This is a genomic window from Rubrobacter sp. M3-4 (genome assembly GCF_059772285.1).
Genome location: NZ_JCBAJP010000003.1, coordinates 1 through 17,325, shown reverse-complemented (window position 1 = coordinate 17,325; position 17,325 = coordinate 1). Strand labels below are relative to the sequence as shown.

General features: G+C 66.4%; 13 protein-coding genes. 12 read left to right on the top strand and 1 reads right to left on the bottom strand.

The window, feature by feature from the left end:
- Positions 1 to 12: 12 nt before the first annotated feature.
- From alaS to AC6EKW_RS03885, 8 genes are all read left to right on the top strand, one after another.
- The gene (gene alaS / locus AC6EKW_RS03920; RefSeq protein WP_498513762.1) at positions 13 to 2,655 is read left to right on the top strand and encodes an alanine--tRNA ligase; all 2,643 of its coding nucleotides are present in this window, start codon (positions 13 to 15) and stop codon (positions 2,653 to 2,655) included.
- Positions 2,652 to 3,050: a Holliday junction resolvase RuvX gene (gene ruvX, locus AC6EKW_RS03915; protein WP_498513761.1), complete on the top strand. Its 399-nt coding sequence runs from the start codon at positions 2,652 to 2,654 to the stop codon at positions 3,048 to 3,050. Before alaS ends, ruvX begins: the two co-directional genes overlap by 4 nt.
- Entirely contained in the window at positions 3,047 to 4,156 is a 1,110-nt protein-coding gene (mltG, locus tag AC6EKW_RS03910) for an endolytic transglycosylase MltG (RefSeq protein WP_498513760.1), read from the top strand. Before ruvX ends, mltG begins: the two co-directional genes overlap by 4 nt.
- A gap of 19 nt (positions 4,157 to 4,175) precedes the next feature.
- Positions 4,176 to 5,105, top strand: a complete 930-nt coding sequence (locus AC6EKW_RS03905) for a shikimate dehydrogenase (protein WP_273887581.1) — start codon at positions 4,176 to 4,178, stop codon at positions 5,103 to 5,105.
- Entirely contained in the window at positions 5,102 to 7,222 is a 2,121-nt protein-coding gene (locus tag AC6EKW_RS03900) for an ATPase, T2SS/T4P/T4SS family (RefSeq protein ID WP_273887582.1), read from the top strand. Before AC6EKW_RS03905 ends, AC6EKW_RS03900 begins: the two co-directional genes overlap by 4 nt.
- Before the next feature lie 82 nt (positions 7,223 to 7,304).
- Positions 7,305 to 8,396, top strand: coding sequence for a type IV pilus twitching motility protein PilT (locus AC6EKW_RS03895; RefSeq protein WP_498513759.1), 1,092 nt, complete (start codon positions 7,305 to 7,307; stop codon positions 8,394 to 8,396).
- A 6-nt stretch (positions 8,397 to 8,402) separates the two neighbouring features.
- The gene (locus tag AC6EKW_RS03890) at positions 8,403 to 9,614 is read left to right on the top strand and encodes a type II secretion system F family protein (RefSeq protein ID WP_273887585.1); all 1,212 of its coding nucleotides are present in this window, start codon (positions 8,403 to 8,405) and stop codon (positions 9,612 to 9,614) included.
- Positions 9,615 to 9,769: 155 nt separating this feature from the next.
- On the top strand, positions 9,770 to 11,161 hold the full coding sequence (locus AC6EKW_RS03885; RefSeq protein WP_498513758.1) for an NAD(P)/FAD-dependent oxidoreductase: 1,392 nt from the start codon (positions 9,770 to 9,772) through the stop codon (positions 11,159 to 11,161).
- Here AC6EKW_RS03885 and AC6EKW_RS03880 read toward each other — a convergent pair.
- Entirely contained in the window at positions 11,155 to 11,877 is a 723-nt protein-coding gene (locus AC6EKW_RS03880; RefSeq protein WP_273887587.1) for a GntR family transcriptional regulator, read from the bottom strand. The two genes, AC6EKW_RS03885 and AC6EKW_RS03880, sit on opposite strands and share 7 nt — an antisense overlap.
- A 121-nt stretch (positions 11,878 to 11,998) precedes the next feature.
- Here AC6EKW_RS03880 and AC6EKW_RS03875 point away from each other — a divergent pair, with 121 nt between their 5' ends.
- Genes AC6EKW_RS03875 through AC6EKW_RS03860 form a run of 4 tightly spaced genes read left to right on the top strand, consistent with a single transcriptional unit; the run spans position 11,999 to position 17,324 of the window.
- Entirely contained in the window at positions 11,999 to 13,360 is a 1,362-nt protein-coding gene (locus AC6EKW_RS03875) for an aspartate aminotransferase family protein (protein ID WP_420542037.1), read from the top strand.
- Between the two features lie 34 nt (positions 13,361 to 13,394).
- The gene (locus AC6EKW_RS03870; RefSeq protein WP_498513757.1) at positions 13,395 to 14,912 is read left to right on the top strand and encodes an APC family permease; all 1,518 of its coding nucleotides are present in this window, start codon (positions 13,395 to 13,397) and stop codon (positions 14,910 to 14,912) included.
- A complete protein-coding gene (speB, locus tag AC6EKW_RS03865) occupies positions 14,909 to 15,895 on the top strand; it encodes an agmatinase (RefSeq protein ID WP_498513756.1) in 987 nt (328 codons plus the stop codon). The genes AC6EKW_RS03870 and speB overlap by 4 nt, the downstream gene beginning before the upstream one ends.
- Positions 15,888 to 17,324 carry a gamma-aminobutyraldehyde dehydrogenase gene (locus tag AC6EKW_RS03860; protein WP_498513755.1) on the top strand — a complete coding sequence of 479 codons (1,437 nt, stop codon included), beginning with the start codon at positions 15,888 to 15,890 and terminating at the stop codon, positions 17,322 to 17,324. Before speB ends, AC6EKW_RS03860 begins: the two co-directional genes overlap by 8 nt.
- Position 17,325 lies beyond the last annotated feature (1 nt).

The window sequence follows — 17,325 nt, the reverse complement described above, 5'->3', positions numbered from 1 at the left end:
AATACCCGCAGGATGCAGAGCAGAGAGATAAGACGAAGGTTCCTGGACTACTTCGCCGGCAAGGGGCACAAGGTCTACCCGAGCTGGCCCCTCATCCCGCAGAACGATCCGACCGTGCTCCTGACGACCGCCGGGGTACAGCAGTTCATCCCCTACTTCCTCGGCCAGGAAAAACCCCCCACACCCCGGGCCGTGAGCGTGCAGAAGTGTTTCCGCACGCAGGATCTCGAGGACGTGGGCGACGCCTCGCACCTGACGTTCTTCGAGATGCTCGGCAACTTCTCCTTCGGCGACTACTTCAAGGAGGAGGCCATACGCTTCGCGTGGGAGTTCCTCACGCAGGAGCTGGGGCTTCCTCCGGAGAGGCTCTGGGTGACGATCTTCGAGGGGGACGAGGACGCTCCCGAGGATCTCGAAGCCAGGGAGCACTGGATGTCTGTCGGGGTGCCGGAGGAGAAGATCTTCGGGCTTCCCAAGAGCGAGAACTGGTGGGGGCCCGTGGGCGAGACCGGCCCCTGCGGACCGTGCTCGGAGGTCTACTACGACTACGGCGAGGAGTACGGGCGCGGCGATCCGCTCGAAGATGCCAGGTACGGCCCCGGCGGGGAGGAGGGAGATTCGCGCTTCCTCGAGGTTTGGAACCTCGTCTTCAACCAGTACGAGAAGCGCAAGGACGGCTCTCTCGTCCCGCTCTCCCAGAAGGGGATAGACACCGGTATGGGCCTCGAGAGGATCACCGCCGTCTGCCAGGGCGTGCGCTCGGTCTACGAGACCGACCTCTACGCTCCCGTGCTCGAGAAGGTGCGCGAGTACACCGGCGTCTCCCTCGGGGACGGCGAGGAGACCGACCGTTCGCTGCGCATCCTCGCCGACCACGCCCGCAGCATGGCCTTCCTCGTCGCGGACGGCGTCCGGCCCGGCAACCAGCGTCGGGAGTACGTTCTCAGACGCATAATACGCCGGGCGACGCGGGAGGGGTACGCCAGGCTCGGCCTGGGGCCGGAGCAGATCGCGAGCCTCGCCGGTGAGGTCGTGGGGTACATGGGCGGGTTCTACTCGGAGCTCGAGCGGGCGCGGGAGGACATCCTCCGGGTCGTCGAGGTGGAGGCGCGGAGGTTCGTCGAGATCTACGACTCCGGGATGCGGACGCTTGAGGAGGAGATCTCGCGGCTCGATGGCGGCAACTTCCCTGGGGAGGTCGCCTTCACGCTGCACGACACCTATGGTTTCCCGGTCGAGATCACGCGGGAGGTTCTGGCCGAGCGCGGCATCTCGCTCGATGAGGCCGGGTTCCGGCGAGCCATGGAGGAGCAACGCAGGAGGGCCAGGGAGTCGTTCGGAACCCACGAGCGGGTCGTGGCCGCCTTCCGCGACCGGGAGATAAAGAGCCGCTTTGTGGGCTACGAACGGGAGCAGACCGAGACGCGGATCGTCGCCGCGGAGCCGGTCCCCGGTGCTCGGGACGAGTGGTATCTGGTGCTGGAGGAGAACCCCTTCTACGCCACCGGGGGCGGGCAGGTCGCGGACACCGGTTGGATCTCCTGTTCGGATGGTCAGCTCGAGGTCGTCGATGCCATCCCGGCGGGGGACTACCAGGTTCTGCGGGCGAAGGGCGGGGAGGGTTTCAGGGTCGAGGAAGGGCTCGAGGTCACCGCCTCGATAAACCGGGTTCGCCGGCAGCAGATAGAGGCGAACCACACCGCCACCCACATTTTGCACTGGGCCCTTCGCGCCGTGCTCGGCAAGGACGTGGTGCAGGCCGGGAGCTACGTGGGACCGGACAGGCTCCGCTTCGACTACCGGTGCCAGAGGAAGGTGGGAGAAGAGGACGTCCGGCGTGTACAGGAGCTGGCTCTGCTCAAGATCACCGAGAACCAGCCCGTGCGTTACTACACGACGACGCTCGAGGAGGCCAGGAAGCTCGGGGCGATGATGCTCTTTGGGGAGAAGTACGGCGAGCTGGTGCGCGTCGTCGAGATAGACGGTTTCTCCCGCGAGCTGTGCGGGGGGACGCACGTGCGCTCTACGGCCGAGATCGGGGCGTTCAAGGTGGTCTCGAACCGCAGGCACGGAGCGGATCTCTACAGGATAGAGGTCATCACCGGCCGGGAGGCGCTCTCCTACCTGATCGAGGCCTCCGAGAAAGCCGAAGCCGCCGCCTCGGCGCTCAAGACCGAAGTGAGCCGGCTCCCGGAGGCGGTGGAGGAGCTCTCCGGGGAGCTGCGTCGGGCGAGGGAGGAACTACGCGAGCAGCAGCTCAAGGCCAGCCTCGGCCGGGTCGGGGAGCTGATAGAGAGGGCTCAGACGGTGGACGGGGCGAAGATCGTCACCGGTCAGGTCGATGCCAGCGACGTCGCCGGGCTGCGGCGCATCTCCGACGACGTTAAGAACAGGGTCGGCGGGCCGGTGGCGGTCGTGCTGGCCGCGGCGCTCGACGGCAAGGCCGTGCTCGTGGCCAATTTGCATCCGGAGGTCTCCAGGAGGATCGGTGCCGGGGAGCTGGTGAAGGAGATCGCCGGGGTGCTCGGAGGTGGTGGGGGCGGCAGCCCGACGATGGCGCAGGCGGGTGGAGGAGATCTCGAGGCGATCCCGGCCGCCCTCGAGAAGGCCCGCCAGATCTTCTCCAGCCGGCTCGCGGCGCGGACGGAGGGGTGAGCGTCCCTGCGGCGGGCAGGGTGGCGGCCGTGGACCTCGGTGAGGTCCGCTGTGGGATCGCGATCTCCGACGAGACGGCGACCATCGCGCGGCCGCTGGAGGTCGTCGGGGAGGGGGAGATAGAAGAGAGGTTGCGCGGTCTGATCGATCGGGAGGGTGTCTCCGTCGTGGTGGTCGGCGTCCCCAAGACCATGCGGGGGGAGGAAGGGCCCCAGGCCCGGAAGGTGCTCGAGAAGATCGGGCGGATGCGCGAGAGGTTCCCGGCGGTGAGGTTCGTCGAGTGGGACGAGCGCCTCACCACGCGCCTGGCCGGGGGCGGGAAGAAGAAAGGGCCGGTGGATCACCTCGCCGCCGCGCACATGCTGCAGGAGTACCTGTGGGCGAGGAGAAGTTGAGCCCGGGAAAGCACCCCGGAGGATGGCGGGAGGACGACCTCGATCAGAGGCTTGAGGCTCTGCGCTCCGATCGGCGCGGGGGGGGACGCAGGAGACGACGCCGGACGCTGGCCGCCTTCCTCGGGCTCGTGGCCGTGGTGGCGGTGCTCGCCGTCGTGTACCTGATCTACGCCAGCGCCATGGGTGCCGGCGCGCGGGGAAGGGGCGAGGCGGTCACCCTGACGGTCAGGAAGGGGGACACCCTCTCCAGCGTCGCCAACAGGCTCGACCGGGCCGGCGTCATAGACAACGCCTTCCTCTTCGAGCTGCAGGCCCGCCTCGAAGGCGACGGCACCGACATAAAGCCCGGGCGTTACAGGTTCCATCGTGGACAGAGCACCGGGAGCATCCTGAAGGCGCTCACAGCGAACAGGCCGGCTCCGACTTTCAAGATCACCGTTCCCGAGGGGCTGACCCTCGGGCAGACCGCCCGCGAGGTCGCATCGCAGAGCCACATCTCCAGGGCGGCTTTCGAGCGTGCGGCGCGCAGCACGGATTATCCGTACGCCTTCCTGCACGAGCCCGGGGTGAAGAGCACCGAGGGGTTCCTCTTCCCCAAGACCTACGATTTCAGGGAGGGGACGGGTGCCCGGCAGGTCGTCAACAGGATGCTCGAGCAGTATGCCATAGAGACCCAGAACCTGAACCTGAAGGCCGCCGAGAAGAAGCTCGGGCTGAGCGAGTATCAGATAGTGATAGTCGCCTCCCTGATAGAAAAAGAGTCGGCGAACCAGAAGGAGCGGCCGCTCATCGCCTCGGTGATCTACAACCGGCTGCGCAAGGGGATGCCGCTGCAGATCGACGCGACCGTACAGTACGCGCTCGGCAGGCCGCACGCCAACCTCTCGTTGCAGGATCTCAAGGTGAAGTCTCCCTACAACACCTACCTGCACAAGGGGCTTCCACCCGGTCCGATAGACAACCCGAGCCTGAGCTCCATAAAGGCCGCGGCGCACCCGGCGAAGACGGACTACCTCTACTACGTGCTGGAGAAGAACGGCAAGCGTCACTACTTCACGAGCAGCTACCAGAAGTTCCTGCGCGCCAAGGCCGCTGCGGGCCGCTAGGAGGAATGGGCGGCGGAGCTTGCTAAAGTTCGGCCGGGACGTCACCGACAACCCTGCCGGAAGAGAATTTTCCCGAGGTGCTGGGAGGTGTCGAGAGATCCAACCAGAGATCACAGCGAAGACGTCGCTCGTCGGCGTCATAGGACACCCGGTCGCTCACAGCCTGAGCCCGCAGATGCACAATGCCTCTTTCGCCTCCAGGGGGCTGGATTTCGCCTACGTCGCTATGGACGTGGCTCCGGAGGACCTCGGGGAGGCCGTGCGCGGGCTCGCGGTGTTGGGGTTCGCGGGGTTCAACGTCACGATCCCGCACAAAGAGGAGATCCTGCGCTTCCTGGACGACCTGGACGAATCGGCGGAGCGTCCCGGGGCGGTGAACACCGTGGTCGTGGAGGGTGGGAGAACCCGGGGGTACAACACCGACGGCTTCGGGTTCGTCGAGTCCTGCAGGGAGGCCGGGGTGGATCTCGCGGGGGAGAGCGTCCTGGTGCTCGGCGCCGGCGGGGCCGCGGCGGCGATAGCCGATGCCGTGGTCTCCGCCGGGGCGTCCTCCGTGGTGATCGCGAACCGCACCCCCGAGCGTGCGGAGATCCTCGTCCGGAGGCTTCGTAAGGGGCACGCCGGGGCGAAAATCGTCGCCTGTGGTGCAGACGACCTCTACGATGCGTGCCGGCGTTCCAGGGTGTTGGTCAACACCACCCCCCTCGGGATGAGACAGGGAGATCCGATGCCTTTGCCGGAGGAAGTCCTCGAGGACAGGGTCGTCTGCGACATCGTATACAGGAGGGGTGGCGAGACGCCGCTTCTCTCGGTGGCTCGAGAACGGGGAGCCGCGGTGGTCGACGGGCGAACGATGCTCCTCTACCAGGGGGTTGAGGCCCAGAGGCTCTGGACCGGCGTCGAGCCCGACGTGGAGGCCATGAGGGCGGTGCTGGAGGAGGGCGGGTGAAGATCCTCATCGCCGAAGACGACGCGGTTTCCCGGCATCTGCTGAGGCGGGCGGTCGAGAGGCTCGGGCACGAGTGCCTCGAAGCCAGGGACGGGGATGAGGCGTGGCGTCTGTTCGTGGAGCACCCGGAGGTGAGCGTCGTCATCAGCGACCGGATGATGCCGCGGATGGACGGGGTGGAGCTTTGTCGCAGGATAAGGGGCTCGGAGAGGGAAAGATACGTATTCTTCATCTTCCTGACTTCTCTGGGAGGCAAGGAACACCTCTTGGAAGGGATGGAGGCCGGAGCGGACGAGTACCTGCTCAAGCCCCTCGACGTGCGACAGCTGGAAGAAAAGCTCGCTGAGGCCGAGCGCGCGGCTTCCCTCAGAGAGCACCTGGACAGCGAGGGACGGAGCGACGGGGGAGCGCGTCCCGAACGCGCCGTCCGCAAGCGCCCCGGTCGTAGGAAGGGGGTCTGGGAGGTTCTCTCCGCGAGGGGCAAGGTGAGCGAGGAGCAGCTGCAGAGGGCGCTGGAGGTGCAGAGAACCGAGCGCAAGGAGCTCGGGAAGGTGCTCGTCTCGCTGGGGTTCGTGACCGAGTCCGACCTCGCGCAGGCTCAGGCCGAGAGGCTCGGGCTGGATTACGTGGACCTCTCGGAGGGGGAGGTGGACGCCGGGGTGGCCAGCCTCATCGACCAGAAGACGTTGCGCAGGCACGGGGTGATGCCGCTGCGGATCGAAGACGGGCGGCTGGTGGTGGCGATGAGCGAACCGACCAACCTACATGCCATAGAGGACCTCAGGCTCATCTCCGGCTACCAGGTGGTCCCCGTCGTGGCTGCGGAGTCGCAGATCCGGCAGGTGCAGAACAAGGTGTTCTCCCTCGGTGAGGGGGTCAGCGAGATCCTGGAGGATCTCGCCGTGGGAGGCGGCGCCGAGCCGGAGGACGAGCTCGAGATCGGGGCGGGGTCCGAGGATGCCCCGGTCATACGGCTGGTCAACTCCATCCTGCAGCGGGCCGTGGGCGAGGGGGCCTCCGACGTGCACGTCGAGCCGCGTCCGGACCGTGTCGCGGTCCGCTTCCGGGTGGACGGCGTCTTGCGGGAAGTGATGTCCATCCCGGCTGGTCTGCAGGGCGGGGTGATAGCCAGGATCAAGGTGCTCGCCCGGCTGGACATAGCGGAGAGGAGGTTGCCGCAGGACGGGAGGTTCTCGGCCAGCATAGGGGGACAGAAGGTGGACCTGAGGGTCGCCTCGCTGCCCACGGCCTACGGGGAAAAGGTGGCTCTCAGGCTGCTCGACACCTCGAGCGTGGAGACGGACCTCGGGAAGCTCGGGCTCACGTCGGAGATGCTCGAGCGTTACGAGGGGATCTACAGGAGGCCCTACGGTACGATCCTGGTCACCGGACCGACCGGGAGCGGGAAGTCTACCACGCTCTACGCCACCCTCCGGGAGCTGAACACCCCCGAGCGCAACATCATAACCGTCGAGGACCCGATAGAGTACAGGATGCCGGGGATAAACCAGGTGCAGGTCAACCCGAAGGCCGGGCTCACCTTCGCCTCCGGCCTGAGGAGCATCCTGCGCGGGGACCCGGACGTGATCATGATCGGCGAGATAAGGGACCACGAGACGGCCAAGATAAGCGTGGAGGCGGCGCTCACCGGGCACCTGGTCCTGGCGACGCTCCACACGAACGACGCGCCGGGGGCGGTGAGCCGCCTGACCGAGATGGGGGTCGAGCCGTACCTGAGCGCCTCGGCGGTGGACTGCGTGATCGCCCAGCGGCTGGCCAGGAGGCTCTGTGAGAGGTGTCGCGAGCCGGTCGAGGTGGAGGACGGGGTCTTGAAGGAGCTGGGGTTCCCGTTCGCCCGGGCGGAGGGGGAGCGCACCTTCTTCCGGGCCCGGGGGTGCCCGCGCTGCGGCGGTACGGGATACCGGGGGAGGATCGGGATCTTCGAGATGATGCTTTTGAGCGAGGCTCTGAGGGATCTCATCCTGCACCGGGCGTCCACCGCGGAGATAGCCCGCGTCGCGGCGGCGGAGGGGATGGGTACGCTGCGCGAGGACGGGCTCCTCAAGGCCGCCCGCGGTCTCACCAGCATCGAGGAGGTCCTGAGGACCGTCGTCTGAGCTTGCCGGGCTAAAGCTTTCTTCGTTTCGTGCCGAGTAGAGGGCCAGAGCAGCATCGTTTTCGGCGATAAGGAGAGGGTGCATGACCGAGAGCGGCCTGGCCGACTACCTCCTCGACGCCCTGCGGCTGGGGGCGAGCGATCTTCACATAACGTCCGGACTGCCCCCGATGATCCGGGTCGACGGCGACGTCAGGCCGCTGGAGTATCCGCCGCTCACGCCGAACCTCACGCGAGACCTCATCTACGACATCCTCACCGAGGATCAGCGCCGGCGCTTCGAGAACGAGTGGGAACTCGACTTCAGCTACGGGATTCCCCGGGTGGCCCGCTTCCGGGTGAACGTCTACCGCCAGCGGGGGGCGATGGGGGCTGCTTTCAGGACGATTCCGCATGAAATAAAGGGGTTCGCCGAGCTCGGGCTGCCGCGGGTGGTCGAGGAGATGACCGAGAGGCCGCGCGGCATGATCCTGGTGACGGGGCCGACCGGCAGCGGGAAGTCGACCACGCTGGCGGCGATGGTGGACCGGATCAACGAGACGCGATGCGGGCACATAATGAGCGTCGAGGATCCGATAGAGTTCCTGCACACCCACAAGAGGTGCATCGTCAACCAGCGCGAGGTGAACCAGGACACGAAAAGCTTCGCCGAGGCCCTGAAGCACGTGTTGCGTCAGGACCCGGACGTGATCCTCGTCGGCGAGATGCGGGATCTGGAGACGATCTCGATGGCTCTCACCGCGGCCGAGACCGGGCACCTGGTCCTGGCGACGCTCCACACGCAGGATGCACCCCAGACGATAGACCGCATCATAGACGTCTTCCCCTCGCACCAGCAGGGTCAGGTCCGCACCCAGCTCGCGAACACCATCCAGGGTATCGTGACCCAGACGCTGGTCCCCAGACGGGGCGGAGGGCGTGTGGTCGCCTGCGAGATACTCGTCCCCACCCCCGGTGTCAGGAACCTCATCCGCGAGGGCAAGACCCACCAGGTCTACTCCGCGATGCAGACCGGCGGAAAATTCGGGATGCAGACTATGGACGCCGCGCTGGCCGGGTTGGTCGGGCGCGGCGTGATCTCGCGCGAGGAGGCCGAGAAGCGCTGCAGCAACGTCGAGGAGTTCCGCCGCCTCTGCACGGGCGCGGCCGGCTTCGCCGCCGCGAGGAGAATGTAGGGGACGATGGCCACGTACACGTACAAGGCCCGGAGCCGCCGGGGTGAGATCCTGCAGGACGAGATCGAGGGGGAGAGCACGGTCGCCGTGGCCGCCGAGCTCCGGCAACGGGGTCTCTTCGTCATAGACATCAAAGAGCAGGGGATGGCCCAGAGGGACATCCTGGCGCCCTTCAAGCGGGTGAAACTCGCCGACGTGGTCGTCTTCACCCGGCAGTTTGCGACCATGATCGGAGCCGGTATGCCGGTGGTGCGCGCCCTCTACGTCTCCGAGGAGCAGACCGACAACAAAAAACTCAAGGAGGCGATCTCCAGGGTCCGCAGGGACGTCGAGGCCGGGCTCGCGCTCTCGGAGGCGCTCGCCAGGCACCCGGACATATTCTCCCGCCTCTACGTGGAGATGGTGAAAGCCGGCGAGGTCGGCGGCGTCCTGGACGAGATCCTGCTGCGCGTGGCCGCTCAGCTCGAGAAGGATCAGGAGCTCAGGCGCAAGGTGAAGAGCGCGATGACCTACCCGATCGTGGTGCTGGTCCTCGCCGTCCTGGCGGCCTCTTTCATGCTGATCTTCATCGTCCCCATCTTCGCGAAGATGTTCAAGGACCTCGGCGGTACCCTGCCGCTTCCGACCCGTATCGCGATGGCCCTCTCGAACATCCTGACGAGCCCGTTCGGGATCCTCCTCTACGTAGCGCTCGCCGCCGCCGTCTACGGCTTTCTGCGCTGGAAGGATACCGAGCGGGGACGCAGGGTCTGGGGAAGGGTCGTCCTCAGGATCCCGGCCAGGATAGGTGACATCGTCCAGAAGGTGGCCCTCGCCCGATTCGCCCGCAACCTGAGCGCCCTCTCCGCCGCCGGCGTCCCTATCCTGCAGGCGCTCGAGATCACCGCCACCTCCTCCGGCAACTGGGTGATAGAGCGCGCGCTCCTCGCCAGCCGCGACTCCATCCGGCAGGGTATCCCGATCTACAAACCGCTCGAAGCCGAGCCCGTCTTCCCCCCGATGGTGACCCGTATGATCGCCGTCGGCGAGGAGACCGGGGACCTCGACGGGATGCTCGTCAAGATCGCCGAGTTCTACGAGTCCGAGGTGGAGGCCGCGGTCAAGGCCCTCACCTCGATCATCGAACCACTCATGATCGTCGTCGTCGGTGGGATCGTCGGCGGCATAATCATCGCCATGTACCTCCCGATGTTCGAGATCTATAACCTCGTGAAGTAACACGCCCGCCTCTCCCCGACTTTGTGCTCGCGGGTATCAGTCCGCCTGCAGAGGCTCTAAACGCTCCCCGTCCCCGACCGTCCCGGAACCGTTTGACTTTTTGATATACCGTCGACAGAATACAAAATAGATATCGAGAGTTCGAGGAGTGAGATATGGTCGGGGAGCGTGATTACGCCGGGGTGAGCTTCTGGCTCGAGGATACGGGGGAGCCTCTTGTACCGCGCCCGTCTCTCGAGGGCGAGGTGGAGGCGGATGTGGCGGTGCTTGGGGCCGGGTACACGGGGCTCTGGAGCGCGTACTATCTGTTACGGTCCGACCCTTCGCTTCGGGTGGTGATCCTCGAAGCGGAGGTCGCGGGGTTCGGGGCCTCGGGGCGCAACGGTGGCTGGTGTTCTCCGAACATCTCGGTGGGGCCGGCGGAGCTCGTGCGGAGGTTCGGGCGGCGGGCGGCGCGGGAGACGCTCCTTGCCGCGCGGGGCGCGGTCGACGAGGTGGGGAGGGTGGCCGAGGAGGAGGGAATAGATGCCCGCTTCCGCAAGGGAGGGGTCGTTCGCGTCGCGCGCGGGCGGCACGAACTGCCGGCGGTGCGGGCCGCCTGGGGGGCGCTCTCCGCGCTCGGGCTCGCGGACGGCTGCCGTGTACTCGGCGTGGAGGAGCTCGTCCGGAGGGTGCGGGTGGAGCGGGCTGAGGGAGCCTTCTTCGACCCGCAGGGGGCCGTGGTGCACCCGGGGAGGCTCGTGCGGGGGCTCGCGCGGGCCGTCGAGCGGAGGGGGGCCGTGATCTTCGAGCGGAGTCCCGTCGTCGACTTCGTGGATGGCCCGGGGCCCGTGCTGAGGACGGCGAAGGGGGAGGTGCGTGCAGGGGCTGTGGTGCTCGCCGGGGAGGCTTACCTCTCCCGGATCAGGCGGCTGCACCGGATGATCCTGCCGGTCTACTCGCTCATCGTGCTCACCGAACCGCTCCCGGAGGAGTCGTGGGCCGAGATCGGCTGGGAGGACCATGAGTGTCTGGCCTCTTTCAAGCTCAGCGTGGACTACCTCTCACGCACCCCGGACGGGCGCATCCTCTTCGGCGGGCGCGGGGCGCCCTACCGCTTCGGATCCCGGATACGCGACGGATACGACCGGCACGGGCCCACGCACGCGATGCTGCGCGAGAGCCTGCTCGACTGGTTCCCGCAGCTGGCGGGGGTGCGCTTCACCCACGCCTGGGGTGGGCCGCTCGGGATGCTGCGCGACTGGATGCCAGCGGTGAGCTTCGATCCGGCCTCGGGCGTAGCGATCGCCTGCGGATACGTGGGACAGAGGGTGGCGGCGAGCAACCTGGCGGGAAGGATCGTCGCCGACCTGATCCTGGGCAGGGATTCCTCTCTCGTGCGTCTGCCCCTCGTCGGGCGGCGGGTCAGAAAGTGGGAGCCCGAGCCTCTGCGCTGGCTCGGGGCGCGCTACGTGCAGCGGGCGCTGGAGAGGCTGGACGAACGGGGACGGCGCACCGGCCGTCCCCCGACCGGGCGCAGCCTCGCCGAGCGGCTCTCCCGTCACTGACCTTCTCCCTCCTCCGGCTTCACGAGGGGTTCGAGGATGTCAGCGGGGTTCCCGCCCAGGCGGGACATCACCCCACCGGGTGTGGCCTGTATGTGCGAGGAGATCGCGTACACCGCCTCCCGCTCGGTGCCGCTGCGGATGCTCTTGAGCAGCGGGTAGTGCTCGCGGGCGACCTCGGTGAGGTCCTCGTAGGTCGCGTCGTGCAGCGAGAGCGCCATGCCCACCGCACCGCTCAGCGAGCGGAAGGCCGAGCTCAGAAACTGGTTGCCCGCGAGCGCGCACAGCTCCTCGTGGAAGTGCAGCTCCTTCTCGACGACCCTCCCGAAATCCCCGGCCTCCGCTGCCTCCTCCATCTCACCGACTATCTTCTCCAGCGAGTCGAGCGGTGCCCGGTCGCGGTGTATGAGACGCACCGCGAGAACCTCTATGGCCGCGAGCAGGTTGTAGATGTCGACGAAGTCCTTCGCGCTGAACTCCCGCACGAAGGTGCCCCGCCGCGGTTTCTCCACCACCAGATGCTCCTCAGCGAGCTTCTTCAACGCCTCCCTCACCGGAGCCCGGCTCACCCCAAGCTCCTCCGCCAGCCGCGTCTCCACCAGCCTTTCTCCCGGAGCGAGCGTCCCCTCGATGATCGAAGCCCTTATCACCCGGTACGCCTCCTCTGCGAGTGACCCCGCCCGGATCCTGCGAAACCTGCTCCCTCTCTCTTCGCTCACCTGCTCCTCCTCTGCCGCGTGCCCACCGGAAAAGAGTATGCCAGATCACTCACGTCTTCAGTTGCTCGTCGACAGAATACAGTATATGATGCAGCAAACCGAGAGTCGGGAAGGAGACATCATGGACGTGATGCCCGGAGTCGAGCGGGGGAACGGGGGTATCGCTCCCGGGGTGGAGAACCTGCTGTTGCACTTCACACCGTTCGAGGACGACTGGGGAAAGCTTCCGGTCATCGTCTCCGGCGAGGGGTGTTATGTGAAGGACGACCGGGGTCGGAGCTACATAGACGGGCTTGCGGGGTTGTTCACGACGCAGGTTGGGCACGGCAGGGGCGAGCTTGCGGAGGCTGCGGCGAGGCAGATGCGGGAGCTCTCCTTCTTTCCGAACTGGAGTTTTCAGCATCCGAGGAGCCTGGAGCTCGCGGCGCGGCTCGCGGGGCTTGCGCCGGGGGATCTCGCGACGACGTTCTTCGTGAACTCCGGGTCCGAGGCGGTTGAGACGGTCATAAAGCTGGCGCGGCAGTATCACCGGGCGAACGGGGAGCCTGGGCGGTACAAGTTCATCTCGCGCAAGGTTGCCTACCACGGGACGACGATGGGGGCGCTCTCGGTGACGGGGCTTCCGGCGTTCAAGGCCCCCTTCGAGCCTTTGCCCGGCGGGTTCGTGCACGTCCCCAACACCCAGCAGGACCCCGAGGGAGCGGCGGATGCGATAGAGGAGGCGATAGAGTTCGGTCCGCCGGAGTGTGTGGCGGCGGTGATCCTGGAGCCGGTGCAGAACGCCGGCGGGTGTCTGGTCCCGCCGGAGGGCTACTGGCAGAGGGTGAGGGAGATCTGCGACAAATACGGCGTACTTCTCGTCTCCGACGCGGTCATCTGCGCGTTCGGGCGTCTGGGTGAGTGGTTCGGGATAGAGCGCTTCGGGGTGGTCCCGGACATGATCAGCTTCGCCAAGGGCATAACCAGCGGGTATCTGCCGATGGGCGGGGTGGTGGTCAGCGAGAGGGTGCGTAAGGCGCTGCAGCAGAACGCGCCGATGTTCTTCCACGGCTCGACCTTCGGAGGGCATCCGGCCTCTGCGGCGGTGGCGCTCGAGAATCTGGCGATCATCGAGCGTGAAGGGTTGCTCGAGAACGTGCACAACCTGGAGGGCTACTTCGGGGAGGAGCTCTCGCGGATGGCCGAGGGGCATCCCATCGTTGCCGACGTACGCGGGATGGGGTTCTTCTGGGCCGTGGAGGTCAGGCCGGAGAAAGCTGACGGGACGCCGCTCGAAGGGGACGAGTACAGGAAGTATTTCAAGGGGGTGCTCTCGAGGAAGCTCTTCGAGGGTGGGCTCATCTGCCGCTTCGACGACAAGGACGAGCCCGTCATCCAGTACTCCCCGGCGCTCGTCGCCGATCGGGAGGTGCTCTCGAAGATCGCGGAGATAACCGACTCGGCGCTCACCGAGCTCGAGCGCCAGCTCGGCTACCGGGGGTAGGTAGGGGGACACTTTTCGGGAAAGGAGGAGAGAGGTGGTGGAAGGAACGGGCGAAGAGAGGGTGGCTCAACCCGAGTTGAGAACCCCTGAGATAGGGAGCAAGGGGCTCAAGGGTGGCGCTCTCGGCTTCGTCTCCAACGTGGTGATCGGGGTGGCATCGACCGCGCCGGGCTACAGCCTGCCGGCCACGCTCGGGTTCGTCGCGGCGGCGGTGGGGCTGCAGTCGCCGGCGGTGTTGTGGCTCGCGTTCATCCCGATGTTGTTCATCGCGGCCTCCTACTACTATATGAATAAGGCCGACCCGGATTGTGGGACGAGCTTCACCTGGGTGACCAGGGCGATGGGGCCGCACCTGGGTTGGATCACAGGGTGGGCCATAGTCGTGGCTGACGTGATCGTGATGGCCAACCTGGCCCAGATAGCCGGGCTCTATACCTTTCTGCTGTTCGGGCTAAAGGGGCTCGCCAACTCCACGCTCGCGGTGACTGTGGTCGGGGTGGTCTGGATCGCGCTCATGACCTACGTCTGCTACCGGGGGATAGAGCTCTCCGCCCGGACGCAGGTGTTCTTGCTTGCGGCTGAGCTCGTGACCCTCACGGTCTTCGCCGTCGTGGCGCTCTTCAAGGTCTTCACCGGGGAGGCGGGCGCCGGGGCGCTCACGCCGTCGATCTCCTGGATCAATCCGTTCGAGGTCAAGAGCTTCAGCGCGCTCGACGCCGGGCTCATCCTCGCCATCTTTATCTACTGGGGCTGGGATTCAACGGTGACAGTGAACGAGGAGAGCGAGAACAGCAGCCATACCCCGGGGGTGGCTGCTATCGTGAGCACGATCGTGCTGCTTCTCATCTACGTCATCGTGGGTATCGCGGCTCAGTCCTACGGCGGGGTCGACTACCTGGTAAGGCACGAAGATGACGTCCTGAGCACACTCGGGACGCAGGTCTTCGGCTCGCCGCTCGACAAGATCCTCATTCTGGCGGTGCTCTCTTCCGCAGCGGCATCGACCCAGACCACGATCCTGCCGACCGCCCGGACGACCTTCTCGATGGCCCATCATCGGGCGATGCCCGAGGCCTTCGGACGGGTACATTCCCGATACCTCACCCCCCACGTGTCGACCCTCTGGATGGGGGCGCTCTCGATCGTTTGGTACGTCGGGATGACGATCGTGAGCGAGAACATCCTTTATGACTCGATCTCTGCCCTGGGGCTCATGATCGCCTTCTACTACGGGCTGACCGGGTTCGCCTGCGCCATCTATTACCGGAAGCGACTTTTCCGGAGCGTGAAGAACCTGCTTCTCATGGGGATCGTGCCCGTGCTCGGCGGACTGATGCTTACCTGGGCGTTCGTCGAGGAGGTCATAAACCTTTCCAACCCGAAGGAAGCTTACTCGGGGGCCATATTCGGCATCGGGGTGCCGCTTTTTATAGGGATAGTATCGTTCGTGATCGGTGTCGCCCTGATGGTGTGGGCCTGGTACGCGAAGCCCGCCTTCTTCCAGCGCCGGCCGCAGGTCGCTGACCCGGATGATAGACAATCGGACCGATGATCGACCCGCTCGTTCGCTGGAGAGAATACGGGGAGAAGCCCGACTACGCAGGGACGCTCTCCTTCGGCGGTGTTCCCATCACCCAGGACCCGGATCGGCTGGCGGGGGCTGACGTGGTGATCGTCGGCGCCCCCACCGACGACCTCGTCTCTGACCGTCCTGGTACTCGTTTTGCGCCACGGGCTATCCGGACCGCGAGCTGTCCACCGGGACCGAACCTGGAACACGGTGTGGACGCCTTCGCCGAGTTGCGGGTGGTCGACTTCGGAGATGCACCAGTGGTCCCGGCTGATCCGGCGCGTTCGCACGCCGGGATCCTGCGGACTGTCGAGGAGGTGGTTGCTGCCGGGGCGGTTGCCGTCGTGCTCGGGAGAGACCACTCGGTGACCGGGCCCGGCGTACAAGCCTGCGCCGGGGCTCGTGGCCCGCTCGGGCTCATCCATTTCGACACCCACGCCGACACCGGGTGCACTGTCTTCGGCGTTGAGTTTTCGCATGGGACGGTCATGCGCCGCCTCGTCGAGGAGGGGCTGGTGGACCCACACCGCTACACCCAGATCGGGCTCAGAGGATACTGGCCGGGCGAGGAGGTTTTCGCCTGGCAGAGAAAGTGTGGCATAACGAGCTTCTTCATGCACCAGGTGAGAGACAGGGGGATAAAGGAGGTCGTCCGGGAGGCGCTCGAGGTTGTGGGATCGGGCCCGGCCTTCCTGACGGTGGATATAGACGTTCTCGACCCCGCGTTCGCGCCTGGTACCGGCACGCCAGAACCCGGCGGCATGACAACCGCAGAGCTTCTGTGGGCCGTACGCGAGGTCGCGGAAGTGGTTGAGGTAGTAGGGGCGGACGTCGTCGAGGTGATCCCGACCAGCGTCGGATCGGCCGACGTGACGGCGCTGGCCGCCGAGCGCGTGGTGCGGGAGATACTGGGCGGAATCGCGCTGAACAGGAGAAGAGGGAGCAAAGGAGCAGAGCATGCCTGAGAAGAGAAGGCTCGAGAACTTCATCGGCGGGGATTATGTGGAGGGCGCCGCAGGACGCTACTACGAGCTTACGAACCCTGCGACCGGTGAGCCCTTCGCGGAGGCTCCACTCTCCGGCAGGGAGGATGTCGACCGGGCTTTTGCAGCTGCGCAGAAGGCTTTCGAGGGCTGGCGCTACTCGACGCCCTCCGAGAGGCAGCTCGCGCTCCTCAGGATCGCCGACAGGATAGAGGAGCGGGCGGAGGAGCTGGTCAGGGCCGAGTCGGAGAACACCGGCAAGCCGATCCGGTTGACCCTCGAAGAGGAGATCCCTCCGATGGTCGATCAGATCCGGTTCTTCGCCGGAGCGGCGCGCTGTCTCGAGGGCAAGTCCGCCGGGGAGTACATGTCCGGGATGACCTCCTACATCCGGCGCGAGCCGGTCGGGGTGTGCGCCCAGGTGACCCCCTGGAACTACCCGATGATGATGGCCGTCTGGAAGTTCGCCCCGGCGATCGCGGCCGGCAACACCGTCGTGATAAAGCCCTCCGACACCACCCCCGTGACCACCCTGATGCTCGCGGAGATAGCTTCAGAGTTCCTCCCCGAGGGGGTCTTCAACGTCGTCTGCGGGGACAGGGACACGGGGAGGAAGCTCGTCGCCCACCCGGTCCCGCAGATGGTAGCGATAACCGGCTCGGTGCGCGCCGGGATGGAGGTGGCGAAAAGCGCCGCCGACGACCTCAAGCGGGTGCACCTCGAACTCGGGGGCAAGGCCCCCGTGATCGTCTTCGACGACGCCGATGTGGAGCAGGCGGCGGAGGAGATCGCCGGGGCGGGGTACTTCAACGCCGGGCAGGACTGCACCGCGGCGACCCGCGTGCTCGCCTCTCCGCGCATCCACGACGACCTCGTCTCCGCCCTCACCGAGCAGGCCAGGAACACGAAGACCGGCTCCCCGGAGGACGAGGAGGTCCTCTACGGTCCTCTCAACAACCCCAACCAGCTCGAACGGGTCAGCGGGTTCGTCGAGAGGTTGCCCGAGAGGGCCGAGGTCCTGACCGGAGGGGAGCGCGTGGGGGAGCGGGGTTACTTCTACGCCCCTACGGTCGTCTGCGGGCTCGAGCAGGGGGACGAGGCGGTCCAGAACGAGATCTTCGGCCCCGTCATAACCGTCCAGCGCTTCACCGACGAAGAGGAGGCCATAAGATGGGCCAACGGGGTGAAGTACGGGCTCGCCTCCTCGGTGTGGACCCGCGACCACGGGCGGGCGATGCGGGTCAGCCGGGCCCTGGACTTCGGGTGCGTCTGGATCAACACCCACATCCCGCTCGTGGCCGAGATGCCTCACGGCGGCTTCAAGCACTCCGGCTACGGCAAGGACCTCTCGATGTACGGGCTCGAGGATTACACCCGCATAAAGCACGTCATGAGCAATATAGAGGGGTAGA